Genomic DNA, 23715 nt, shown 5'->3' on the forward strand with positions numbered 1-23715 from the left:
GGTGACTCCGAGTAACCATCAGAAGCACCAGGCTGGGCGGCATCTTGTGGTGGCCGAGGCGTTGTTGCAGGGATATTCGGCGAGTCTGGATGGTGCGCGGACCTTCGTGAAGATCAACGGTAGGACGGCTGCCGTGCAGGTGGCGGCGCAGGGTGGGTGGATGATCGCGGACATCGACAAGATGACGGCGATGTCGGTCGACATCTACGTCCTCGTGGATGTGACCGATGTGCGTCGGGACTTCTACGTCGTGCCCGGCGGTGAGCTGCGGGCCGGGGTGCGGGCGCGGCACGAGGGATTCATGGCAAGTGTTGGCGGTGTCCGGCCGCGTAACCCGGACAGCCGGCACACGGCGATCTACCCGTCGAACGTGGAGACGTGGCGTAACCGGTGGTCGCTGTTCGACCACGAGACGCAGCCCGCCGGTGGAGACGCGACCGCCTGATCGGTCGTGCAGCGGGAGCGCATCAGCTGGCTGCGCTCTCGCCTGGTGTACGGCTCAGTGCGGGGTCTTGCTGGACCGGACGAAGCGGGTCCACGCGGCGGGGGAGAAGGTGAGGGCAGGCCCGGCCGGGTTCTTGCTGTCGCGCACCGCGATGAAGCCGGGCAGGTTGTCGGCGACCTCGACGCAGTTGCCGCCGTTGTCGCCGCTGCGGGTGCTCTTGCGCCAGTTGGCGCCGGTCAGCTCAGCCATGATGGACCTCTCCGACGATCTTGTTGATCAGTTGCTTCGATTGTTGCTCATCGAGGGCCAAAGACGTGAGGCTCGTCCACACTTCCTCGTAGATGGCGAGTTCTTCCTTGCGGTCGAGGTAGAGCGCCCCGGTCAGCGACTCGCTGTAGATGACCGATGGATCGGGCTCGACCCGGTTGCGGAGCGGGAAGTCCAGCATGACGAAGGGACCAGCGACCGCGCCGAAGTGCAGCCCTGCGGCGAGAGGAGTGACCCGGATCGAGACGTGCGGGAGACCGCCCATGTTGAGCAGGTGTCGTAGCTGCTCGACCATCGTGGCGGGACTGCCGACAACCCGCAGGAGAACTGCCTCGGCGAGAACGACCTCGAACTGGGGTGCGGCGGGAAGGCGACGTTCCAGGAGCGTCTGACGTTGAAGTCGCACTTCAACCAGCCGCTCCCGCTCGTCCTCCGAGATGCGTGATCGGTGCTGGTATACGCCATGGGCGTAACCCCTGGTCTGGAGTAGCCCGGGTATCAGGGTGTCGTCGTACTCGCGGAGGCGGGAGGCGGCGGCTTCGAGGCCGACGTACATCTCGAACCAGTCTGGGATGGCGTCGCCGTAGGAGTGCCACCAGCCCTTGGCCTTGGTTTCGGAGGCCAGAGCGGTGAGGGCGGCGGTCAGCTCGGGGGTGGCGGCGTACAGCTCGCAGAGGGCCTTGACGTCGACGGCGCGGGTCGGGCCGAGGCCGGTCTCGATGCGCCACATCTTTTGCCGGCTGCACTGCATGGCCTCGGCTGCGCCGTCGAGGGTCATGCGTGCTTCGGTGCGCAGGTCGCGCAGCGCCCGCCCGAGCTGTCGCCTGGGGACTGTCGATCCCATGTCGTCGGCCATCAGCCACCCCTCTCGTGTAGCGTTTTGTTACATCCGGACGCCATTGGCGAAACGTGGAACGGTTGCTCGATAATTGATTGCCCCGAGCGCCGTTCGCGCAAGAGCGAATACCGTCTGACGATACAAGACACCCCCGACAGCAGCCACCACCACGCAATTCCCATAAGCGCAAGTGGCGGACCTCGGGCTTGCGGCGCACGCACCCGCGCGGCTCTTACTGCTCCGAAGTGGACGAACAGGTGAGGTGGCGAATGCGATCTCATCGATAGATTGACCGGTCTGCCTATGGGTGGGCGAGGCAGATGCGTTGGTGGAGGTGAGGCATGAGGTCGAGGTGGATCCCGGCCTGCTGCCCGCCACGCTCGCGCGCGACGGCGTCGTCCTGATCCAGCAGGGGTCCGTCGCTGCGGTCAGGGCGCTACTTGAGAGCTGGACGGTGCCGGTCAGCCATCCTCACCAGGTGGCCGACGGACTGACAGCCATTGCGCCCCGCGTTGTCGAAGATGCCGCCGCCGTCCGACGCGGCCTTTCCACAGACGATCCGAGCCGTCATCGAGGCGTACCCTGAACCCGAGCCGCTGCTGCGTGCCATCCTCGACGACCATCGAATGCAGTCTGCTGCGTATCGACAGGTTATTGCCGCTCTTCTGGTGACTCCGAGCTGACGCCGCACCCTGGAAGGAATGTCCTATGACCGAGCGACCGCCGTACCTGGTCGAGAGAAGCCCGGGGTACTTCGAATATCAGCTGCCGATCTCGGTCAAGCTGGTGATCGACCACCATGGCCGGGTGCCGCTGTTGCGCAACGAGCGTGACGAGTGGGAGCTGCCCGGTGGGAAGCTCGAAGTAGGCGAGACACCCGAGGACGGCGTCTGCCGGGAGGTTGCCGAAGAACTCGGGCTGACCATCGAAGCAGTCGACATCATCGACTCCTGGGTCTATGAGATCACGCCGGTCCGGCACGTGTTCATCGTGAGCTTCGGCGCCACCTACGTCGGCGACGAGGACCTCGTCCATTCGGCTGAGCACAAGGAACTCGGCGTGTTCACCTACGACCAGGTGTCAAGCCTGCACATGCCTGAGCCCTACAAGCGCACTGTTCGTCGCTGGCACGAGCGCCGACTGACCGGGCGATCGGTCCCCACCTGATCTGCGGGCCCGGCGCATCCGCCGGCTGCGCTCCCGGCTGGAGACTGTCGATCCCATGTCGCCGGCCATCGGCCACCCTCTGTTGCGTCTTGTCACATCCGGACGCCATCGGTGAAACGTGGAATGGCGGCAGTCATCGTCCGTGCAACTCTTCTTGGGTGGGCATTGGCGTACCGTCGAGGTCTTCGGGTTTCGGTCCGAATCGGGTTGGCTGGCCATCGTGGAACATTCCGTGATCCGTCTGTGCAACATCCGGTGATTGCGTAGAAGAAAATCAGCTGAGTCGCAAGGAATTGCCTTGCGATACGTTGCCTTTCCGCCGCACGCCGGCACAGGATGACCGCAGCGCGGCGGCCGGCTCTTCCCCGAACCGGCCGCCGCGCCGCCCGGCAGGATCGTGCCGCGCCGCCCGGCGGCGAAGACGGCCACGGGACATCGGGCAAGGACTTCGAGCGGGCAGGGAAGGCGGGTGGGGACATGGGCGGACGATGGAAGTGGTTCCTGCGGCCCGGCAAGGTCGCGCTGGACCTGACCGGGCAGGCGGTACCGGACGGGGACGTGCCGGGACGGTTCCGGCGGCAGGTGATCGAGCACCTCGTACCGCAGGCGCGGGTGACGTCGCGGTGCGACGGCGCGCTCGTCTACGAACGGCCCGAGGAGCGGCCGGCATCGCCGGGCCGGAACCAGCGGGCGGGCCGCTACGACGCGGACCGGTTTGGCGAGCGGAACCAGGGGAGGTTCGAGACGCAGGCCGCCTCGGCGCCGTCCGGTGGTGAGCCGGTCGAGGCCATGCCGCCGGCCGAACTCCTCGCCACCGCCGCCCAGCTCGAACGGGCCAACCGCCTGGCGGATTCGCACTGGCGCAGCCCCACAGAGGACCCGCGTAGCCGCAGATGCCCGGCCTGCCGCGCGGACGGCACCTGCCCCCGGGCGGCCTGGGCCGACGCGATCCTCATGCGCTGCCTGCGGTCGTACCTGCGATGAACGCCTTCGACCTGTCGCCCGCGCAGATCCGCAACCGGCTGATCCTGCGGGCCCGGAAGGCGGCACTGGCCGGCCGCCCACGGCCGCCGTCGCCGGGATGCCCGCGCGGTCCCGTCGAGGCGACACCGACGACGGTCCCCGGGCCGGTCGTGCCGTGTGTGGCCGTCGCCGTGGGGGACGTGGTCCGGCTCGCCGAATCCGACCACCGGCACGCGACCGGTCCGCTCCGGCTCCGGATCGCCCGCCTCCGGCCGGACATCAGCGAATGGTACGAGGGCGAGTGGGTGTGGCTCGAAGGCGTCGAGATCGGGCCGGACGACCAGGACGGCGCGTACCGGCCGGTGCTGGTCAAGATAGCTGCGCTCCGGCCGCTGCCGGAACGGTGATGACGTGCCTGCGTCAGCCCGCTACCCGATGTTGAAGACCCGGCGTGGCCCGTCGATCGCCTCGAAGTAGGAGTGGCATGGCGGCGGGATGAACGTCGTCCAGTCCGCACCTGCGGCCACCCTGGCTCGAATCGCGGTGGTGGTGAGGACCTCGGCGGGGCCCAGATCGTCGAAGATGTGCACGCGCTCGCCGCGGGACCGCCACACCGATTCCTTCGCCGCCTCGAATCCATCCTTTGTGGTCAGACAGATCACTCGTCGGGGTGGGTAGAACTGCGCCACGGTCGGCCAGTCGAGGTCGTGCCGTGGGGCAACGAGCAACGCCACCCGTTCGGTGCCGGCCTCACCTGTCAGGGCCAGGCGCATCAGGGTGAACCGTTCCCAGATCGTCAACGGGTTTCGGGACGGGTGGTAGGCATCGTTGGCCAGATCTCCGTAGCGGCCCGGCGACCGCCAGCCGAAGTGGGTGGTCAGGACCGCGACATGGGGGAGTGGCAGAGCCGTCAGGCTGTGCCGCAGTACGGCGAGATGCCCGATGTGTGGAGGCTGGAACCTGCCCGTCCACACCGCATGCAGTCGTTCCATCGCTGCTCACTGGTCCGTGCTGGGCATCGGCCCGGTGAGAGCGGTGAGGGCCGCTCCGGTTGACGCCAGTAGCCGAGCGGGGCTGTCGTTGGTCGAGAAGTTGTGGTCGGCGCCCTCGATGACACGTACCCGGGCGGTCGGGATCGCGGTCAGGTCCATTCCTGCGGTGTACTGGTCCGCGCCGCCGAGCCACACCCCGTCGACGTCCTTGCAGTGCGCGTCCCAGGCGGCGCCCGACTCGTCGATCATGTCCCGGCGCAGTTCCAGACCGTGCCGGTACGTCCGCCCGGTGCGGTGCAGTTCGTCGAGCTGCCTGCCGCGCAGGAACACCCGGCTCAGATCGACCAGCCGGCACAGCGGCGCGAGGCACCAGACGAGCCAGTTTTCTGCCCCTGCCTGGTCGCGGGCCCGCAGGGCAGTCGCACCGCCCATGGAGTGACCCACCAGCAGCAGAGACGAACCATGTCTGCTCGCCCACTCGCTGACGATCTCGATGGACCGCACCTCGGAGGTGAAGTCTCTGAAGACGGGTGTCGAGTCTCCGGATCCGAGCGGGTCGACGGTCAACGTCTCGAAACCCTGCCACGACCAGGCACGCGCCAACCGGTTGTAGAGCCCGTACGGACCGTGCCGCGAGCTGCCGAAGTAACCCGGGATCAGGATGACGGTCCGCCGGCTGGCAGCCCAACTCGGTACGTGTCTGGTCACCGCGACAGCGCCGTCGGGCGACGAGATCCGTAACTGCTCGACGTCGGGCCACGACTGCTGCGGAAACGCGGGCACGGCCCGCCAACCGTCGGCCTCCTCCCGCCACATGCGAGCAGTGCCGTTCGGGGTGGCCAGGTAGCGGTACCGGGAATCGGTGGGCAGAACTCCGTTCAACAGGTGGCTGATCATCAACACCGTCGAATTGCTGCCCACCACCAGGCGGTCGCGGCACCGTTTCCGGCCCTCTGTCCGCCACCAGCCGACCAGCCGCTTCTCAAGATCCTTGGCGGCCTCGCTGGCGGGGATCTCCAGCTCGGCGGCGCTGATCACTCTGGCCCGGAAGAGGTCGATCGAGCGGTGCGCCTGTGGATGTGCGCTGCGCAATTCGGCTGTCGACAGGCCAGCGGCCACGCCGAGGTGGACGGCGGGCAGCCCCAATTCGCCCTCGTATGGAAGCTGTAGCTCTCCGGCGATCAGGCGGGCCGAGGAGACCGCCTGCGGGGTGGGGGTGGCAACGACGGCCGTCAGGGTGACGGCGCGGGATCGGAGCGTGCGGGCGAGATGGGCTACCTGGTCCTGGCCTCTGAGGGTGACGGATGCCAACCCGGAGGCGCCGTGGATGTCTCGAAGGTTCTTCTCGGTCTCGACGTGGCGAGCAAGGACGATGGTTGCCAACCGTCAGCCGTCCTGTTACGAGATCGCCAGCGGGCCGGCGTTGGACAGGAGCCGTTCAGCCATGATCAGCGTGGTGAGGTAATAGCGCTGGATTCTTGGCAGGAAGGATTCTCGGGTGACCGAAAGGGTGAACTCCTCCCAGCGTGCACCGGCCGACTTCTCGAAGGTGCGGCCGTGCAGGGTGAGAGCATCGATCTCTCCGGTGAAGAGGTCCATGCCCGCCGCGACCGGCAGCCAGACCAGCGCGGCGACCTCGTCGGCCGCCGGGCGGTAGTCAGCCAGGGGTAGGTCACAGCGGTAGAGGTAGACCGACTGGTACTCCCGGTTGCGTTGGCCGTTGGACTGGTCGGCGACCTCGACGCGCTCGCCAAGGTGGTGCAGGCTGTCCGGCGCGACGGTCAAGCCGAGTTCCTCGGTGACCTCACGCAGCCCGGCCATCAGCGGTTCGCCGGCCTCAAGGTGTCCTGCGGCGCTGATATCGAGCAGACCGGGAAAGTTGCGCATGGTGTCCGCGCGTTTCTGCAACAGAAGTGCGCCACCGTCGTTACCCGAGACGATCCAGCAGTGGAACGTGCGGTGCCACTTTCCCTGTAGGTGCGCCTCGATGCGGTCCATGTTGCCGGCGGGCTCCAAGTTCGCGTTGTAGATGTCGATCTGCTCTGCCACGGACTCACCTTCCTGTGATGAATGCGGCGCCGGCCGGTCGCGCCCAGACCGAGGCCGCCACCGCCCGATCACGCAACGGTGCCAGCTGATCCGCCTCTACATCCTCACGCAGTGCTTCCAGGATCCGGACTTCCAGCACAAGGGACTTTGCGTAGCGTCCCTGATCTGACTCGGCGTGGAACGCCGCCTTCGCCTGGCGCACGAGGTCGAGCGCCTCACGCAGCGAGGCGGTGCCCAGGAAGTCGCCGGGTTGGACAAAGCCGCCGGTGTTCACACCCACCATCGTGACGATCGCCAGCGCTCGCGCGTACCCGACGTGTGCGAGGTCGACGCGTACCTCGCGCGGAACCAGCTCGGCCACACCGGCCAGCAGTTCGGCGGCTCGATCGAAGTTCCACTCGGAGGGCCGGCCATCGCGGACCGTCCGGATGACGCCCAGATGGCGGTGAGCCTTCGCCAGCAGGAGACTCCGCCGGGGCTCGCCGAAGCCCGTCGGCAGTTGGTCGCCGTACCGGATCGCTCGCTCGATGTTGACCACGGCGATGTTGCGATTCAGGAGGTAGTTGGCCCAGCCGAGGTCATCGATGAGGATGGAGATGATCGCCAGCTTGTCGTCGACGAACTGAGCCGATTCCAGCGCCCATTCGCCGAGTTGCACGCGTTGCTCGTGGAAGCCGAGGACATGCAGCGTCAGCGAGGCGTTCTCCCGCAGTCGCAACAGGGCCGGATCGCGCTGCTGTTCATGCAGGATCCCGCCGTAGGCGGTGATTCCGTCGGCGTACTGATGGTAGGCGTCAACCACGTCGTGTTCGGCCGCTTGTCGTCTTGTCAGCAGGTAGACACCCTCGACGATGGCAGCCACGGCGATCACTACCACCGCCACGGCAGAGGGCAGTAGCCATCGATACACGCGTTCGTGCCCGCCTTCGTCCACCCACTCCTGTGTCGTCTGGAAGGCGAAGGTGGCGAGGGCGATCGCCGTACCGACGAGGAGACTGGTGACGGTGCCTGAACCGGTGAGCGCACGTCGCAGGCGCACCGCACCTCCCCGGCGGATGGTCGCGAACAGGAGCGCTGATACTACCGACAGTGAAGATGTCTCGTGTGGCCCCGGACGCCGCTCACCGAGGATCCGCAGCCCGTCGCTGGCATCCAGCGGTGTCGCGAATCCGACTCATCGTGCGATCGTGGCTTGTCGGCCGGGTCAGCGCAGGTCACGGGTGCAGTAGCATCCCCGGGTGATCCGCTCATGAGGCCGACCATCGCCGCCGACACCCTGCGTCGGACCCTCACCCAGTACCTGACCACCACCTTCGGGCTGACCGAGGACGGCGTACGCCAGGGTCTGGAGGGTTTTCTCTCCCACCCGGAGCAGGGCATCTTCCGCGGACCGTACCTGCGGATCCGCACCCCGTTCCGGCCGGCGGAGGGTGACTGGCGGGCGGGCCTGGACTGGGCGCCGGCCGACTTCACCCCCTACCTGCACCAGGCGACCGCGTTCGCCCGGCTGTCGACGAAGGGCAAGGCGGCCGAGCCGACACTGATCACCACCGGTACCGGCTCCGGCAAGACGGAGTCGTTCCTGATCCCGGTGCTCGACCACTGCCGGCGGCAGAAGCAGCGGGGCCGGGCCGGCGTCAAAGCGATCCTGCTCTACCCGATGAACGCCCTGGCGACCGACCAGACGGCTCGCATCAACGAGCTGCTCACCGATCCGGCGCTGGCCGGCGTCACCGCCGGTCTCTACATCGGCGACGTGGCCGCGATCGAGTACCCGCACGTGTTCACCAAGCGGTCGGAGATGCGCCGCACCCCGCCGGACATCCTGATCACCAACTACAAGATGCTGGACCTGCTGCTCCAACCTCGATCCGTCAGAGGGTTTTGCTCCCCTGCCTGACCGTTTCGGCTGACCGTTTTGTCCGGCCCGAGTGGGGGTGGGACTGCCACGTGTCGCTGTGGAAGCGCGAGGTCTCCGGCCCTCGGAGGGCAGCCTTTCTGCTGGTAGGTGCGGGAGTCGGGGTCAGGTGGTCAGTGGTAGCTGGGTGAGGCGTTGCCAGCAGAGGGTGAACGCGTCGGCCCAGGGCCAGGTCTCGGGGATCGACAGGACACGGCGGCGGGCGTGGACGGCGATTTTGCCGGGCAGGTGCAGCAGCCGGTAGCGCAGGGTGTCGGGTTCGGCGTCGGCGAGATCCGGCTGGTCGTGCAGGCCGAGCAGTCTGGTCCAGGAGGCCAGGTCGGCGGCGAGGTTGGCGGTCAGGACCCAGCCGCGGTTGACCGTCCACGTTTTCGAGGGCAGGTTGCGCAGGCCCATCGCCTTTGCGCCGCGGACGTGATCTTCCACGCCGGCGTGAGAACGGTGTAGGGCGTCGAGCCATTGCGGCTGGTGCGAGCCGGGCACGCCGGCGATACGGGTGATGTTGGTGGCCACGATCTGGTAGCGCCAGCCGGTGCGTTTCTCCAGGTCGGTGAGGTTCTTGGCGTGCCGGGCCGAGGGTTTCACCCGGCGTACGAGCAGCCGTAGTGTGCCGGTCCAGGCGTGCAGGCGCGGGTTGAGGCCGGTCAGTTCCGCGACGTGCGCGTCGCTGGTGGCGGTGCCGTCCTGGTGCAGGCTGTCGCTCCAGGCGTCGGCGGGGATCTGGTTGATCGCGGTCTCGTCGGCGGTGGTGATCGTCCAGCCGACGGTGAACTTCACGCTGCGCCACGCCCGGTTCATCTGCTGAAGATGTTCCAGGAGCTCGTGGGTGGCGCCGGCACCGTCGACGCGGATCAGCAGCTTGCGCCGGTAGGCGACCGGGAGTTGCGTGATCGCGTCGCCGAGGACCCGGATGTGATCAGCAACCGTGTTCGATCCGGCGTTGCCGGGCCGCAGCAGCATGGCCAGGCATTCCGCGGTGTTGGCACACCACGCGCCGAGCGGGTGGAAGCCATAGCCTTTCTTGAAGGTGGCCGCCGCGCCCTGCTTGTCGCTGTGGGCGGTGATCAGCGTGGCATCCAGATCGATGACCACCCACCCGGTCAGGAGTTTGCCCGCGACGGTCAGCCACGGGAATCCCTGCGGGCGGCGGGCGAGCAGCGCCCACACGTGGGCGCGGACCTTCGCCCGCGCATTGCCGATCCGCTTCAACGCGGTCTCGTCGAGGCCGGCCAACGCTCGCCGGACGGTCGACTCCGACGGGGATCACCGAAGACCAGGCCCTGATGGGCGAGCAGCGCGATGTCGGACATGCTCGTGGCGCCGAGCACGATCGCGACCGCGAGCGACACCAGGACCGTGCCGCGATCCCACCATCCAGGGCCCTTGCCGCGCGGCAGCACCTTGTTCAATCCGCTGGTCAGACCGGTCCGATCAGCGCATTTCCGCAGCAGGACCGCACCCGCATGACCGACCAGCCCTTTCCCGCCCGAGCCGACGACCAGCCGCTGATCCCACCCACTACCCTTACTCACCAGGAAGGTGCACCCGATTCTGCTGTGGACATGGACTCGACACCCACATCCTTGCAGGTCAGGTGCACCTTTCTTTCACTGACCTCGATCAGTCAAATCCCCCTCTGAACAGGGGAGGCCAACGCGCCGACGACCTGCCGCTGTGGGAGGGCGCCGAGCCGGCGTACGTGGTGCTGGACGAGTTCCACACCTACGACGGCGCGCAGGGCACCGACGTGGCGATGCTGCTGCGCCGGCTCGCCGCCGCGCTCGGCCTCACCGAGCCGGAGCGGCCGTTGGGGCCGATCTGTCCCGTGGCCACCTCCGCCACGCTCGGCGAGGGCGGCGGCCGGGACGGGCGTTCCGCGATCCGCGAGGTCGCCGAGCAGGTCTTCGGTGTCGCCTTCGAGGCCGGTTCAGTGGTGGGGGAGGACCGCTACGAGGCCGGCGAGTTCGTCGCCCACCAGGATTTCAGCCTGCCGCTGCCCAGCCCGGAACAGCTCGCCGCCGTCGACGACCGCGACACCGAGGCGATGATGGCGCAGGTCGCCGAGCTGGTCCTCGGCGAGGACTGCCTCGACGACCCGGCGCGCCTGGGCGACCTGCTGCGTCAGCATCCGTTGACCAGGGCGGTGCTCGACTCGCTCCAGGCGCGGCCGTGCACCCTCGACGAGGTCATCGACGTGCTGCCCCGCAAGAACGCCACCGGCTGGGGCAGCGTGATGAAGACCCGACCCGAGATCACGGCGAAGGCGCTCGCCCGGTTCGTCGGCCTGCTCTCCGTGGCGCAGCACCCGCAGGCCCCCGGCCGGCCACTGCTGAACATCGAAACCCACCTGTGGGTACGCGCCGTCTCGCGTCTGCTGCGCGGCACCTCCGGGCAGGCCACCTTCGGCTGGTACGGCGAAGCGCCGCGCGAGCTGGACCCGTACGCCACCGACGCCGACGTGGTCGTGGCCGACAACCGCCACCCCCGGCTGCCGGCCATCTACTGCCGGCACTGCGGCCGTTCCGGCTGGATGGCGTTGTCGCCCGAGAAGGACCCGCAGGAGCTGGAGACCGACCCGGACAAGATCTACCGGGCCAGCGTCGGCCGGGACAAGCGCCGGGTCCGCGCGCTGATCGCCGCGACCCCCGACGAGGTACGCCAGCACCCGGCCGGCCTGCTGGTCCTGGAGTACGGCCGCCGGGTGCGTCCCTTCGACGAGCAGCGCGACGGCCAGCTCACCGACGACGCCCTCGTGGTGCTCGGTGACCTCGTCGACCTCGACGGCGCCGACAAGGACCGCTGCCCGTCCTGCGAGCTGGACCACGGCATCCGTTTCCTCGGCGCCGGACTGGCCACCCTCGCCTCGGTGGCGATCACGCAACTCTTCACCGGCGGCGAACTCGACGCGGCCGAGAAGAAGACGCTGCTGTTCAACGACTCGGTGCAGGACGCCGCGCACCGCGCCGGGTTCGTCGCCAACCGGTCCTACTCGTTCTCGCTGCGCTCCCTGCTCGCCAGCCGGCTCGGGCCGGGGGAGTCGATCGGGCTCGACGACCTCTTCGCCAGGATGGTCGAGGCGGCGGCCCAGCCGGAGATCCTCTGCACCGTCGTGCCGCCGGACCTGCACGACCAGCCCGGCGTCGACAGCCTGCTCGCCGGGGAGCACACCGGCAGCCGGGAAACCTGGGAGCTGATCAGCGAACGCCTCGTCTTCGCCACCGTGATGGAGACCGGGCTGCGTTCCCGGCAGGGCCGCACCCTGGAGTTGACCCGCAGCGTCGCGGTCGACGTGGCCCTCGAAGACCCGGCGCGGGCCGCCGAGATCTGCCGGGACGTCCAGCTCACCGGCCCCGGCCACCTCGACGGCACGGCACCGGACGACGCCCGCTACCTCGCCTTCCTCCGGGGTCTGCTGGAACGGCTGCGTACCCGGGGTGCGGTGTACCACGAGTGGCTGGTGCCGTACCTCAAGCGTGGTGGCACCCGGTGGCAGGTCTGGGGCGGCCGTCCGGCCGGCATGCCCGCGTTCCCCAGAGGTCTGTCGGCGCCCGCGTTCCTGCTCGCCACACCGAAGTCCCGCTCCGAGTTCGACGTGATCACCGCGCGCGGCAACTGGTACCAGGACTGGACGTCACGCTGTCTCGGCCTCGGTCCCGGCGACGCCGCCGGCTACCTGACCCGGCTGTTTCCGGCCCTGGCCGCCGCCGACGTGGTCGCCGTCGGTGACACCGAGGACGGCAACACGGTGTACGGGCTGATGCCCGGCCACCTGCGGGTGACCCGGCTCGACGAGGCGTCCGCCGCGGCGGGCGGCGTCGGCTGCGACACCTGCCACTGGCAGCAGACGGAACACCCCGACCGGGTGGCCGACTGGGTCGGCCAGCCGTGCCGGCAGTACCGCTGCCGTGGCCACCTCCAGGCCGCCCACGACGACGCCGCGCCCGACGACTACTACCGGCGGCTCTACCTGGACAGCCCGGTGTTCCGGGTGGTCACCGGCGAACACACCGGCATGCTCACCCGCGCCCAGCGGGAGACCGTGGAGCGGCAGTTCCGCGACGGCGAGCGGTACACCGACCCGAACGTGCTCTCCTGCACACCCACCCTGGAGATGGGTATCGACATCGGCGCCCTCTCGGCGGTGGTGCTGGCGTCGCTGCCGCACGGGCCGGCCAACTACATGCAGCGGGCCGGCCGCGCCGGCCGTCGCAGCGGCAACGCGCTCGTGCTGACCCTCGTCGGGCGATCCGAGCGGGACCGCTACTACCTCACCGACCCGCGCGACATGATCGCCGGTCAGATCGTCCCGCCCGGCTGTTTCCTCTCCGCCGTGGAGATTCTGCGCCGCCAGTACCTCGCCCACCTGATCGACCTGGCCGCCCGCGGCCGGCTGGCCGGAGTGCTGCCGATGCCACGACGCGCGCACGTGCTGTTCGGTCCGACCGGCTGGCTGGCCGGTCTCGCCGAGGCCGGCCGGCGCGACGGTGCCCGGCTGGTGGAGGAGTTCCTGGCGATCTTCGGCGACAAGGTCCTGCGGGCCGCCGCCGACCAGCTACGGGAGTTCGCGGTCGACGGCGTCGTCGGTCGCGTCACGGAGGCCGACGAGGTCTGGGAGTCCCGGCTGGCCGACCTGCGCCGCCGGCTCCAGGAACTCGCCGCCGCCCGGGGCACCCTGGTGCCCAGCGACCCCGACCACGCCCGCGAGATCAAGATGTTGAAGGCCGAGGAGGCCGCGGTCCGTCGCCGGCTGCGGGAGGCCAGTGCGGCTGCCGCGCACGGCACGCTTGTCGCGTTCGGGCTGCTGCCGAACTACGCGCTCATCGACACCCGCACCGACCTGGAAGCCACCCTCACCTGGGAGGACAAGACCGACGGCGACCGCCGGTTCCACAGCGAGATCCGCGAGTACGCCCGCCCCGCCCGCCCGGCGCTGGTCGAGATCGCCCCCGGCAACAGCTACTACGTGCGGGGCTACCGGCACGAGATCTCGGGGCTCGACGTCGGCACCGTCGACCGGCCGTCCTACGAGCAGTGGCGCGTCTGCGGTCAGTGCGGCTACGTCCGTACCCACCTGGCCAAGGAGGACACCAGCGCCTGCCCGCGATGCGCGGACCCCGGCATCGCCGATCACGGGCGACTGTTCCAGGTGCTTCAACCGACCCGGGTGCTCAGCCGCGACAAGCGCGACGACGCCCGCATCCGCGACGACAGCGACGACCGGGACCGGCGCTTCTACGCCACCACCGTCGCCGTCGCCGTCGACCCGGCGAAGGTCGATTCCTCCTGGCGGCACGCCCACGACACCTTCGGCGTCGACTACAGCCGGCACGCGATGATCCGCCACTTCAACCTCGGTGCCCAGCGCTACGACCGGGCGGCGGAGTTCTTCGCCGGCGACGAGGTGCGGATCAACCGGTTCCACGCCTGCACCTCCTGCGGGGGGACCACGGTCGACGGTGCGCCCGCCGTGAGCGCGCAACTCGCCGCGCAGGCCTCCGGATCGACAGTCGTGCAGGGCGCCGAGCACCACCGCCCCTGGTGTGCGTACCGCCGGTCGCCGGCCGCACCGGACACCCACGTGGACCTGATCCTGGCCCACCAGCTGGAGACCGAGGCCCTGCGCATCCTGATCCCCGCGGCGACCGCCGTGGTGCAGGAGCGCGTCGTGTCGTTCGCCGCCGCCGTCCGGCTCGGGATCGCCGCCCAGTACGGCGGCGACCCCGCGCACCTTCAGGCGGTGTCGGCCACCATGCCCGACGGCCAGAGCGACGGAACCCGCAACTTCGTGGTCGTCTACGACACCCAACCGCAGGGCACCGGCTACCTGCACCGCCTCGCCAGGCCGGAGGAGTTCCGCGGCGTCCTGGAACTGGCCCGGACGCGGATCGCCGACTGCGTCTGCCGCCACGAGGGCAGGGCGGTCTGCCACCGCTGCCTGCTGCGTTACGCCCGCAACGACGAGTTCGCGCTGATGAGCCGCGACGAGGCGCTGGGCATGCTGGACAAGCTCCTGGACACCTGGGACGTCGAGGAGGGCACCCGGACCGACGAGATCTCGCTGATCCACCAGGTGGAGAGCGAGTTGGAGATGCGTTTCCTGACCAAACTGCTGGCGCTCGGCGAGGCGCCCCACTCGGGCCTGCGCATCGACCGGCGGACCGATCACGACGGTGCCCGCATCGCCGACCTGCGGTTCGTCCGGGACGACGGTCGGGGCGTCACGCACTGGCAGATGAAGCTACAGAACACCGTCCGGGGCACCCGCCCGGACGTCCACTTCAAGCGCCTCGACGCGCCCTCGCCCGAGGTGGCCGTCTACCTCGACGGCTTCAAGTACCACGCCTCGTCCCAGTACAACCGGCTCGCCGACGACGCGGAGAAGCGGGCCCGGCTGCGCGCCCACGGCTACCTCGTCTTCGCCGCCACCTGGGACGACGTCAAGACGTGGGGCGGCACCGACGGGCAGGGCCGCTGGACCCCGTACGGCGGGGTCTGCAAGCAGGCGGCCCGGGAGAACTACCGGAGGTTCCTCCCCGGCGCGCACCCGGACGAGCTGGAGGAGACCATCTGGGTCAACCCGATCCAGCAGCTGATGCGCTTCCTCGCCGAGCCCGATCCGACCCGCTGGCAGCGTCGGGCCGAAGCGACCCTGGCGGGTCTGCTCAAGCAGGCGCGGGACAACACCGCCACCGACTCCGGCGGCGTGGCGGAGCGACTGCTGGCCGCGTTGCGCGGAGAACCACTGCCCGCACCGACCGCACGGCACATCATGATCGCGCGGGCCCGGGACAACGCGGACTGCCCGGTGACCGTCGTCGTCGACGGCCGCAGCAGACCCCTGCCGACCTGGTCGGCGCTTGCCGTCCTCGACGACCTGCCGGCAGCCGTGGCCGGGGCGGGACACAAGGAACGCTGGGCGGCCTGGCTGGCGTGGGGCAACGTCGTCCAGTTCCTCGGCAACGGCGGCGGTGACGCCGGTCAGCTCGCCGTCTCCGACCTCGACGCCTTCGAACCGGCCTCGATGGCCGTCACCGAGGGCACCGGGTTCGGGCCCGCCCACCGGGCGTTGCCGCTCGACGAGGAGACGGCGACCTGGCTCGGCGTCGTGACACCGCCGATGGCCACCGGGGCCGGGACGCTCGGCAGCGAGTCGCCGTGGCGGGACGTCCTTCGCTACCTGGACCCGGAGGAGCACACGCTGGACCAGCTCGTCCAGCAGCTCGCCCGGCAGGACCTGCCCGCACCGGTCGTCGGCTACGAGCTGGGCGACCAGGGTTGGCAGGCCGAGCTGGCGTGGCCGGAGCGGCGCATCGCCATCGTGCTCAGCGGCCCCTCCGACGACCCCGAGACCGAAGACCGCGACCGGGCCTACGCGCAGGCGGGCTGGCACGCCCGGACCGCCCGGGAATGGTCGGTCGACGAGCTGGCGGCAAAGATCAGAGCGTGGAGTGGGGGAGAACCGCGATGAGCACCGGGGCAAGCCTGCGGATGCTGGACCGCGCCGACAAGGAGGTCATGAAGCTCACCCGCGCCGACATCGGCGCGGTCTACGAGTTCATGCACAAGTTCCGGCACAACCCGGAGAACCCCGGGCTCAACCTCAAGGCGCTCAACAGCGACACCCGCCTGATGTCGGCCCGGGTCAACAAGGACTACCGGGCGCTGCTGCTGCACATCGCCGAACGCGACTACCTGCTCGTCGCGGTCAAGCACCGCGGGGAGGTGTATGACGACCTCGGCCGCTACGCGTACCGGATCAACCGGGTCACCGGCGGTATCGAGGTGGTCGACCTGGCTCCGCTCGGCGACAGCATCGTCGGTCGGGTGGTGCCGCCGGAGGCCGAAGCGGAACCGGCGCAGAAACCGCTCTTCGCGGCGTACGCCGACGCCCAGCTGCTGGAGCTCGGCGTCTCCGAACCGCTGCTGCCGCAGGTCCGGGAACTGACCACCGAGGCCGAGCTGCTGGAGCTGCTTGACCGGGCACCGCAACTCACCACCGACGTGCTCTTCGCGCTCTTCGACGGCACCCCCTACGACGAGGTGCTCCAGCAGGTCACCGACCCGGTGCGCGCCGACGATCCGGTCGACACGGAGGACTTCGAGGCCGCCGTCGAGCGCCCCGCCACCCAGGTGACCTCCGACGACGAAGCGTTGCAGGCGATGCTCGGCGAAGCGTTCGAGCGGTGGCAGATCTTCCTGCACCCCACCCAGCGCAAGCTGGTCGAGCGCCGGTACAACGGCCCCGCCCGGGTCGGCGGCGGTCCGGGCACCGGCAAGACCATCGTCGCCCTGCACCGGGTGGCGCACCTCGCCCGACAACTGCCACCCGGTGTGGACAAGCCGATCCTGCTCACCACCTTCAACCGGAACCTCGCCGCCGACCTGCGTACCCGGCTGATGGCCCTGGGTGGTCAGGAGCTCGTGTCGCGGGTCGACATCGTCAACATCGACCGGCTGGCCAGCCGGGTGGTGGCCGAGGCGAAGTCGGGCGGCGGCCGGCGCGTCGTGGACGACAACCGGGTGCCCGAGCTGTGGGCCGAATTCCTCGTCGAGACGGGGGAGACCGGTTGGGAGGCGGAGTTCCTCGCCGCCGAGTGGACCCAGGTGATCCTCGGCCAGGTGCTCAACTCACGGACGGACTACTTCAAGGCCCGCCGGCCCAACCGGGGCCGCAGCCTCACCCGGGCGGAGCGCGACCGGACCTGGCAGCTGACCGAGCGCTTCACCAGCTGGCTGGAGAACCGTGGCATCTGGACCTGGCGGCAGGTGGCACAGCGGGCCGCCCGCCTCGAAATGGACCGTACGGCCCACCACAGCGGTGCCGGTGGGGATCCGTCCGGCGGGTTCTACCGGCCGCGTTACCGTCACGTGGTGGTCGACGAGGCGCAGGATCTCAGCGCCGCCCACTGGAAGATGCTGCGCGCCATGGTCGCGCCCGAACCGGACGACATGTTCCTCACCGGCGACACCCACCAGCGCATCTACGACAACCACGTCACGTTGGGCAGCCTCGGCGTCAACATCCGTGGCCGGTCGTCGCGGCTGACGCTGAGCTACCGCACCACCCGGCAGATCCTCGCCGACGCCCTGCAGATCATGACCGGCGAGGTGTACGACGACCTCGACGGCGGCGAGGAGGACCTGGCCGGCTACCGCTCGTTGTTGCGCGGTGGCCGGCCGCACTTCCGTGGGGCACCGACCTGGGCGCAGGAGCGGGACCTGATCGTCGAGCAGCTGCGGAGCTGGGGCAACCCGACCGACGGCTCGGTGGCCATCTGCGTGCCGACGAAGGAGCTGGCGGCGGAGTTGATCAGCAGGCTGGAGACCGACGGGCTGCCGGTGGTGGAGATCGGGCCGGACGGCCCCAAGCAGCCTGACGGGATCCATGTCGGCACCATGCACCGGTTCAAGGGCCTGGAGTACCAGCGCATGGTCATCGCCGCGGTGAGTGACGGCCTCGTCCCCCGGCAGGTGATCAGCCGATACCGGGACACCGATCCGAAGCGCTATCAGCGTGAACGCCAACGGGACCGTTCCCTGCTCTTCGTGGCCGCCACCCGGCCCCGCGACGAGCTGACGGTGTTCTGGCACGGCACGCCAAGCCCGTTCCTGACCAGCCGCCTGGTGCAGCGCCAACCACCGTGAGTCCCGGCGGCGCCCTTCGCCCGCCACGGCCCACGTGGTGGGCCGCGTCGGGCGACCCGCGCGCAAGTAACGAACATTGGTGAACTTCGATGCATTCTGGACCTTCACCTGGCGCGCCCCCGTAACACTGCCCTACCGTCGGGGCATGGTCTCGCGTCGATCGGTCCTGCGGGCGGTACCGCTCGCGGCTGCTGCCCTCACCGCCGCCCCAGGTCATCCCCGTTGGCTCACCGGGTCGTCCACGTCGACGGATCCGGTCCGCGTACCCCCGGACCCGGCCACGACCGAGGCCGCCGCGACCGCGGTACGCGGCTTCACCGCCGACCTCTACCGCACGATCGCGTCGAGCCACGCGGGCGGCAACGTGGTGTGTGCGCCGTACTCGGTTCAACTGGCGCTCGCGATGGCCAGGGCAGGCGCCGGATCGACCACTGCGGACGAGATGGATGCCGTGCTGCACGCGCCGCATCCGCGACCCGGCGCGCTCGACAGCGGGCTGAACACCGTCGACCAGTCGCTCGCCGCGCGGTTCCAGGGTGGCGACGGAGTGCGGCAGCCCCGGGTGACCACGGCCAACGCCGTGTGGACCCGGCTCGATCTGGGCCTGCGGTCCGGGTTCCGGGACACCCTGGCCGGCTACTACGGCGCGGTCGCGCACCCGGTGGACTTCCGTGGTGCGCCGGAAGCGGCCCGCCAGGAGATCAACACCTGGGTGTCCGACCGGACCAACGCGAAGATCCCGGAGCTGTTGGCCCCGGACTCGGTGCGCACCGACACCAGCCTGATGCTGACCAACACGGCCTACCTCAAGGCGGCCTGGTACTACCCCTTCCGGGCGTCGGCCACCGTGGAGGAACCGTTCACCCGGGACGACGGCACGGTCGTCCAGGTGCCGATGATGCGCGGCCCGTTCGACCGGATGGGGCACGTCCTGGGCGACGGTTGGCGGGCGGTCGACGTGCCGCTCGCGGGCGACGGGCTGGCCATGGCCATCGTCATGCCGACCCGCGACAACCTCGCCGCGGTCGAGGCGAACCTCGACGCGGCGTGGCTGGGCGCATTGTTCACCGGCTTCCAGTTCACCGACATCCAACTGCGGATGCCCCGGTGGACGTTCCGCCTGCCGGCCCAGTTGGGCGCGGCGCTGAGCGGGCTCGGCATGCCCACGGCGTTCACGTCGTACGCCGACTTCACCGGCATGAGCACCACCGACCCGGCGCTGTGCATCGACGACGTGGTGCACGAGACGTTCATCGGGGTGGACGAGAAGGGTGTCGAGGCGGCAGCCGCGTCGGCAGTCATCATCCGGCCGCCGTCGATCCCGCAGGGACCGCAGTTCTTCGTGAACCGGCCGTTCCTGTACGTCATCCATGACCGGTTCACCGGCGTACCGCTGTTCCTCGGCCGGGTCCACGACCCGCTGGCCACCGGCCCAGCCTGACCGGGTGCTGCCCGCCGAGGTGACCGGAGGTCGGCCGCGTTTCAGGTCGAGAGGGGCCGGTCACGGCGGGCGTCGGCCAGCACCTCGGCCCACCATCGCAGCTCGGTCAGGCTCGCGGTCAGGCCACGGGTGAGGTCCGCGTCCGGCGCGTACCGGCCCTGGCCGTCGAGGGATGCCCACGGCTCCCGCAGGCCCGTGACTCGGCGGGTCGTCACGACGCTCAGTTCGGCCAGCACCCCGCGCAGGTGCTCGATCGCGGCGTGCCTGCCCTGCGCGCCGTAGGCCACGATGGTCGCGGGCTTGAGGCGCCACTCACCGTAGTGCCAGTCGATCAGGCGTTTGAGCGAGGCAGGGTAGCTGTGGTTGTACTCCGGCGTGACGAACACGAACGCGTCGGCTGCGGCTATCCGGTCGGCGATCTCGCTTTTCGGCCCGCCGCCGGGAAAGAGAAGGCTGTCGTCGGGCAGGGTGACGTCGGCGACGTCGATCCGGTCGACCTCGATCGACGTGTCCAGGGCGGCGGCGACCCAGCCGGCGATCGTCGGGCCCATCCGTTCCCTGCGGACGCTGCCCGAGATCACGGCGACGCGCAGTCGGACGGGGACTGTGGCGGCGGATGGGCTGCTGTGGTGGTCGGTCGACGTAGTCAATGCTCGTAAGAAGCCAGACGGGTCTGACACCCGTCCAAACCACCCCTGAACTGTGCCATCCCACCTGGCCAAGTCGACGAGGAGACGGCCGGAGGTCAACGCCGGTCAGGCCGGGGGATGCCCCGTAGGTGCCAGGTGAGGGCGAGGGTTAGGAGTGCGATGGCAGTGGTGACCCAGTAATTGGTGTGCCAGGAACGGCCAGTGGCGAACTCGTCGGTGAGAACCGAGTTCGGTACTGCGTGCTGGGCAACCACGAAGCCCGCGAAGAGTGCTGGCGTAACCACGGCGGAGGCTAGCGGGCCGAGAGCCAAGCACAGGATGGCGCCAATGCATGAGAAGGCGGCCACGTTGCCGATCAGCCCGTGCAGGGGTGGAAACTGTTCGCCGGGGTGCCTGAGAATGATCGCCAAATACCACGCCGGCAAAACGGCCAAGGGCGCGGCGAGCGTGGCCACAGAGTAGGCCATGTGTCCGAGCCGGGCCGACAGTCGGGCGGTGAATTCGCGGCCATGAAACTGCGGGATGGTGATGGCGGGGAGGACGCTGGCCAGTGCGACCGCGACGATTTCCGGGGTGCCCACGCCCCGGGGTGGTAGGTCGAACACGACGCTTACCGAGAGGCTCAGTTCGGGAAACAATACCGTGAACAGCAATGCGACAAGGGTGACGGCTACCGCGAGTGGGCCACCACGGACGTGCCACAGCCCTGCAGCGCGGCTTCGCATTACCTGAGAGCTGCGGACAGGCGGCACGAGGTAATCAACTCCTGGTTGACCTGGACGAATGCGCTGATTTGCTCGGCGTTCATGGTGGTCAGCTTTCGCGCTGCCGGTGGTGGTTCGTCGGGACCATAGGCGCCTGCCAGGTCTTCGAATCCGGCTAATTGAACAATTCGCGCATAGAGAACGGTGGCGGTGTCGTAGCTTTCGGTGGTCCGGCCGGGCTGGAGGCAGCCGCCGAGCGTGATGGCTTCGCTTACCTGGAGGGCAACTTGGGCGGGAATGGTACTGGCGAGGAGTCTTCGGTCCTGGGGACTCGGGTCCAGGTTGATGAGGGCCTCTCCAGGGCCTGGGGTGTCGTGATCGGACGCGGCAAAATCCGTCACCTGGTGCAGGATCGGTGCGAGCCCGGCAGCACGCAGCCGTGTCACGACATCGACGGTGCTGGCCATAGCCGGCTGGTTCGCCGTGTGCAGGCACACCTCTGTGCCATCGACTTGCTGGCACACGCGTGAGACGGGACGGTCCACCACAGTCAACGCAGGGCGCCACGCGAAGGCGATTGCAGCTAGGGCACCCACCACGGCCAGCCACGTGAGAAGGGGCCGGCCCTGTCGGCGGACTGACCCGCGGGATGCAGCCCACGATGCGAGAGAGGCGGAAAGCAGGCAGATGCCGATGGAAGCGACAACGGCGAAGACGGCGGTCGCGGGGTTCATCTCGAATCTGGGCGAGCTGGGAGTCCACTGGCGTACTGGCAGCAAGAGCCCGATCGGCATAAACAGCGGCTCATTTGGCAAGCCCATTACAGCGAAGGCTAGAACAGCGACCGCGGGAGCAATCACCCAGTGCCGTACGGCAGCACCAACGCAGAATCCGATGACCGCCAATGTGGTCACACCGGCCAAACCGACTACCACGTCCCGGACTGCTAACGCACCGGCGGTCGCTTGTCGCGCCGCGGCGAGATGAACCGGGACCAACCCGAGGGCATGGCCCAGGCAGAGCCACACCGCCAGGGCAAGCCCATGGACGAGGAACAGACCGGCGCCCACCCTCGGCCGCAGTACTGCGGCCACCGGAGAAGCCTTGGGGAAGTATGTTGCTCCGAGCGCAGCGGCTACACCGGCTACCAACGATCCGGGGATCCAGAGCGACTCGTGCCACGAGGTGGCGACGGTCGACCAAGTGACGTAGTCGGATCCGACTACATCCCTGGTGGCCAGAAACGAACCGGTCGCCATGAGAGCGCCTGCGGCCGGGAACACCCACAGGGGTCCGGGCCAACCGAACAACAGGCGCAGGCGATTCACTCGGAACCGCCGAGGGACACGATCAGATCATCGTAGGCCCGCTCGAACGGCGACCCAGGGCGGCCATCGTCAGACGCCTCGGGAATGGTCAGCTGCGAGATCGGGCCCTGGTACTGAATCTTTCCGTCTACCAGGACACCGACCGAGTCCGCGAGGTGCTCGACATCCTCGGTCATGTGCGTCGACAGCACCACCGGCCGCTCGGTGGCGAACTGCTGAATCACCTGCCGTACCTTGAGCCGCTGCCCCGGGTCGAGACCCACAGTGGGCTCGTCGAGGATGAGAATGCGCGGATCATGCACAATTCCGGTGGCCAGAGCTACCCGTTGCCGCTGCCCGCCGCTGAGGGTGCGGATCCTCCGAGAGGCCAGGTCCAAAGCCTGCATCTTGCTCAAGGCTGCCTCGACTGCCGCGTCCGTCCGCGCCGCTTCCATCCCGCTCAGCCAGGCCGCGTAGGCGACGAGGTCGCGCACCCTGGCCAAACCCGGAAGCGACGGGTTCTGCGGTACGTACCCAAGCACCTCCTGAGCCGCCTTACCGTCACTGACGTCCCGGCCGTCGATGATCACTTCACCATGGCTGGGCCGTGCCAGACCCACCATGCACTTGATCAATGTAGTCTTTCCCGACCCGTTCGGACCCAGCAGGGCGGTCACCCCCGGACCGATCGTCCAGGAGGCGCCGGTCAGAGCCCGACGCCTCCCGTACGAGAATGACAGGTTTCGAACCTCAACGATCCCGGTCACTCAAACCTCTTGCCCTTGTAGTAGTGAGACTCGCAGTGTAGTCAGCAGCGGGTGGCGCCCGACGAAGACGCATACGCCCCAGTGCTTGATCTGAAGTCAGAGTAGTAGGTACCACGGCCGTTGCCGCAGGACCCGTCGACCGTTTTGGTGCCCCAGCCACCACCAGAGATTGAACCGACAGTGTCGTCGGGCCAGTTGTTCCGGTCCTCCCTGATCCGACCCTCGCCATCGAGCGTGTTGGAGCAGCCCGAACGACCTACGACCGCGTCGTTGTTCGAGTTCGGCGTGTCGACCCGTAGGGTACACGCCCGAACTGAGGATGAATCAGCCATCGCCACTCCAGCCCCCACGCCAACCAAGCCGAAAGCCGCAACGCCGATGATCAACACCTGTGGAATTCTCCGCATGAAACTCTCCAGATTCGGTAGTTTTGCAGTGCCACAAAGATCAGTAGTAGTGGTGCAGTGACTGCACTCTTTTTGGGTGCGACTCCTTCGAGAGATGCACCATTAGCGGCGACAGCGTCGGCCCTCTATATAGGGCGGAGAGCGCGCGATGAGGG

At 68.8% G+C, this 23715-nt stretch carries 21 protein-coding genes; 9 read left to right on the plus strand and 12 right to left on the minus strand.

Translation table 11 applies throughout. The features are described from left to right. Position 1: 1 nt before the first annotated feature. Positions 2 to 445 carry a hypothetical protein gene (locus tag KIF24_RS13395; protein ID WP_221084324.1) on the plus strand — a complete coding sequence of 148 codons (444 nt, stop codon included), beginning with the start codon at positions 2 to 4 and terminating at the stop codon, positions 443 to 445. Between the two features lie 54 nt (positions 446 to 499). Here the strand turns inward: KIF24_RS13395 and KIF24_RS13400 are convergent, their stop codons facing one another. After that, positions 500 to 694 carry a DUF397 domain-containing protein gene (locus tag KIF24_RS13400; RefSeq protein ID WP_221084325.1) on the minus strand — a complete coding sequence of 65 codons (195 nt, stop codon included), beginning with the start codon at positions 692 to 694 and terminating at the stop codon, positions 500 to 502. Next, positions 687 to 1568: a helix-turn-helix domain-containing protein gene (locus KIF24_RS13405; protein WP_221084326.1), complete on the minus strand. Its 882-nt coding sequence runs from the start codon at positions 1566 to 1568 to the stop codon at positions 687 to 689. Before KIF24_RS13405 ends, KIF24_RS13400 begins: the two co-directional genes overlap by 8 nt. Positions 1569 to 1857: 289 nt before the next feature. Here KIF24_RS13405 and KIF24_RS13410 point away from each other — a divergent pair, with 289 nt between their 5' ends. The 4 genes from KIF24_RS13410 (at position 1858) to KIF24_RS13425 (ending at position 4087) form a co-directional block, all read left to right on the plus strand. Then, complete coding sequence (locus KIF24_RS13410) at positions 1858 to 2136, plus strand: hypothetical protein (RefSeq protein WP_221084327.1); 279 nt, start codon at positions 1858 to 1860, stop codon at positions 2134 to 2136. Between the two features lie 122 nt (positions 2137 to 2258). After that, entirely contained in the window at positions 2259 to 2717 is a 459-nt protein-coding gene (locus KIF24_RS13415; RefSeq protein WP_221084328.1) for an NUDIX hydrolase, read from the plus strand. A 477-nt stretch (positions 2718 to 3194) separates the two neighbouring features. Then, positions 3195 to 3701, plus strand: coding sequence for a hypothetical protein (locus tag KIF24_RS13420; protein WP_221084329.1), 507 nt, complete (start codon positions 3195 to 3197; stop codon positions 3699 to 3701). After that, entirely contained in the window at positions 3698 to 4087 is a 390-nt protein-coding gene (locus KIF24_RS13425; protein WP_221084330.1) for a hypothetical protein, read from the plus strand. Before KIF24_RS13420 ends, KIF24_RS13425 begins: the two co-directional genes overlap by 4 nt. Positions 4088 to 4108: 21 nt before the next feature. Here KIF24_RS13425 and KIF24_RS13430 read toward each other — a convergent pair whose 3' ends face one another. The 4 genes from KIF24_RS13430 to KIF24_RS13445 are packed head-to-tail and all read right to left on the minus strand — an operon-like array spanning position 4109 to position 7760. Further along, positions 4109 to 4672, minus strand: coding sequence for a nucleotidyl transferase family protein (locus tag KIF24_RS13430; RefSeq protein ID WP_221084331.1), 564 nt, complete (start codon positions 4670 to 4672; stop codon positions 4109 to 4111). A 6-nt stretch (positions 4673 to 4678) separates the two neighbouring features. Next, positions 4679 to 6055, minus strand: a complete 1377-nt coding sequence (locus KIF24_RS13435; RefSeq protein WP_221084332.1) for an alpha/beta fold hydrolase — start codon at positions 6053 to 6055, stop codon at positions 4679 to 4681. Between the two features lie 15 nt (positions 6056 to 6070). Further along, positions 6071 to 6721, minus strand: coding sequence for an NUDIX hydrolase (locus tag KIF24_RS13440; RefSeq protein WP_221084333.1), 651 nt, complete (start codon positions 6719 to 6721; stop codon positions 6071 to 6073). Between the two features lie 4 nt (positions 6722 to 6725). Then, complete coding sequence (locus KIF24_RS13445) at positions 6726 to 7760, minus strand: hypothetical protein (RefSeq protein ID WP_221084334.1); 1035 nt, start codon at positions 7758 to 7760, stop codon at positions 6726 to 6728. A gap of 210 nt (positions 7761 to 7970) precedes the next feature. Here KIF24_RS13445 and KIF24_RS13450 point away from each other — a divergent pair, with 210 nt between their 5' ends. Continuing rightward, positions 7971 to 8621 (plus strand): DEAD/DEAH box helicase, encoded by a 651-nt coding sequence (locus KIF24_RS13450; RefSeq protein ID WP_221084335.1) that lies wholly within the window; start codon positions 7971 to 7973, stop codon positions 8619 to 8621. A 123-nt stretch (positions 8622 to 8744) separates the two neighbouring features. Here KIF24_RS13450 and KIF24_RS13455 read toward each other — a convergent pair whose 3' ends face one another. Together KIF24_RS13455 and KIF24_RS32765 are read right to left on the minus strand one after the other, a co-directional pair. Further along, positions 8745 to 9872 (minus strand): IS1380 family transposase, encoded by a 1128-nt coding sequence (locus tag KIF24_RS13455; RefSeq protein WP_230415557.1) that lies wholly within the window; start codon positions 9870 to 9872, stop codon positions 8745 to 8747. Continuing rightward, a complete protein-coding gene (locus KIF24_RS32765) occupies positions 9845 to 10171 on the minus strand; it encodes a hypothetical protein (RefSeq protein ID WP_230415559.1) in 327 nt (108 codons plus the stop codon). Before KIF24_RS32765 ends, KIF24_RS13455 begins: the two co-directional genes overlap by 28 nt. A gap of 62 nt (positions 10172 to 10233) precedes the next feature. Here KIF24_RS32765 and KIF24_RS13460 point away from each other — a divergent pair, with 62 nt between their 5' ends. From KIF24_RS13460 to KIF24_RS13470, 3 genes are all read left to right on the plus strand, one after another. Then, positions 10234 to 16107: a helicase-related protein gene (locus tag KIF24_RS13460; RefSeq protein WP_331461114.1), complete on the plus strand. Its 5874-nt coding sequence runs from the start codon at positions 10234 to 10236 to the stop codon at positions 16105 to 16107. Next, on the plus strand, positions 16104 to 18284 hold the full coding sequence (locus KIF24_RS13465) for a UvrD-helicase domain-containing protein (protein ID WP_221084336.1): 2181 nt from the start codon (positions 16104 to 16106) through the stop codon (positions 18282 to 18284). The genes KIF24_RS13460 and KIF24_RS13465 overlap by 4 nt, the downstream gene beginning before the upstream one ends. A gap of 145 nt (positions 18285 to 18429) precedes the next feature. Further along, entirely contained in the window at positions 18430 to 19725 is a 1296-nt protein-coding gene (locus tag KIF24_RS13470) for a serpin family protein (protein WP_221084337.1), read from the plus strand. Between the two features lie 41 nt (positions 19726 to 19766). On the opposite strand, the gene KIF24_RS13475 is transcribed toward KIF24_RS13470, so the two are convergent. The 4 genes from KIF24_RS13475 to KIF24_RS13490 all read right to left on the minus strand — a co-directional run bounded on the left by KIF24_RS13475 (position 19767) and on the right by KIF24_RS13490 (position 23153). After that, the gene (locus KIF24_RS13475; protein ID WP_331461115.1) at positions 19767 to 20306 is read right to left on the minus strand and encodes an NADPH-dependent FMN reductase; all 540 of its coding nucleotides are present in this window, start codon (positions 20304 to 20306) and stop codon (positions 19767 to 19769) included. Positions 20307 to 20470: 164 nt separating this feature from the next. Beyond that, positions 20471 to 21028, minus strand: coding sequence for a hypothetical protein (locus KIF24_RS13480; protein WP_230415561.1), 558 nt, complete (start codon positions 21026 to 21028; stop codon positions 20471 to 20473). A 71-nt stretch (positions 21029 to 21099) separates the two neighbouring features. Then, complete coding sequence (locus tag KIF24_RS13485; RefSeq protein WP_221084339.1) at positions 21100 to 21546, minus strand: hypothetical protein; 447 nt, start codon at positions 21544 to 21546, stop codon at positions 21100 to 21102. An 857-nt stretch (positions 21547 to 22403) separates the two neighbouring features. Further along, positions 22404 to 23153 carry an ABC transporter ATP-binding protein gene (locus KIF24_RS13490; RefSeq protein WP_331461116.1) on the minus strand — a complete coding sequence of 250 codons (750 nt, stop codon included), beginning with the start codon at positions 23151 to 23153 and terminating at the stop codon, positions 22404 to 22406. Between the last annotated feature and the right edge of the window lie 562 nt (positions 23154 to 23715).

This window comes from Micromonospora tarapacensis (assembly GCF_019697375.1).
Lineage (GTDB): Bacteria > Actinomycetota > Actinomycetes > Mycobacteriales > Micromonosporaceae > Micromonospora > Micromonospora tarapacensis.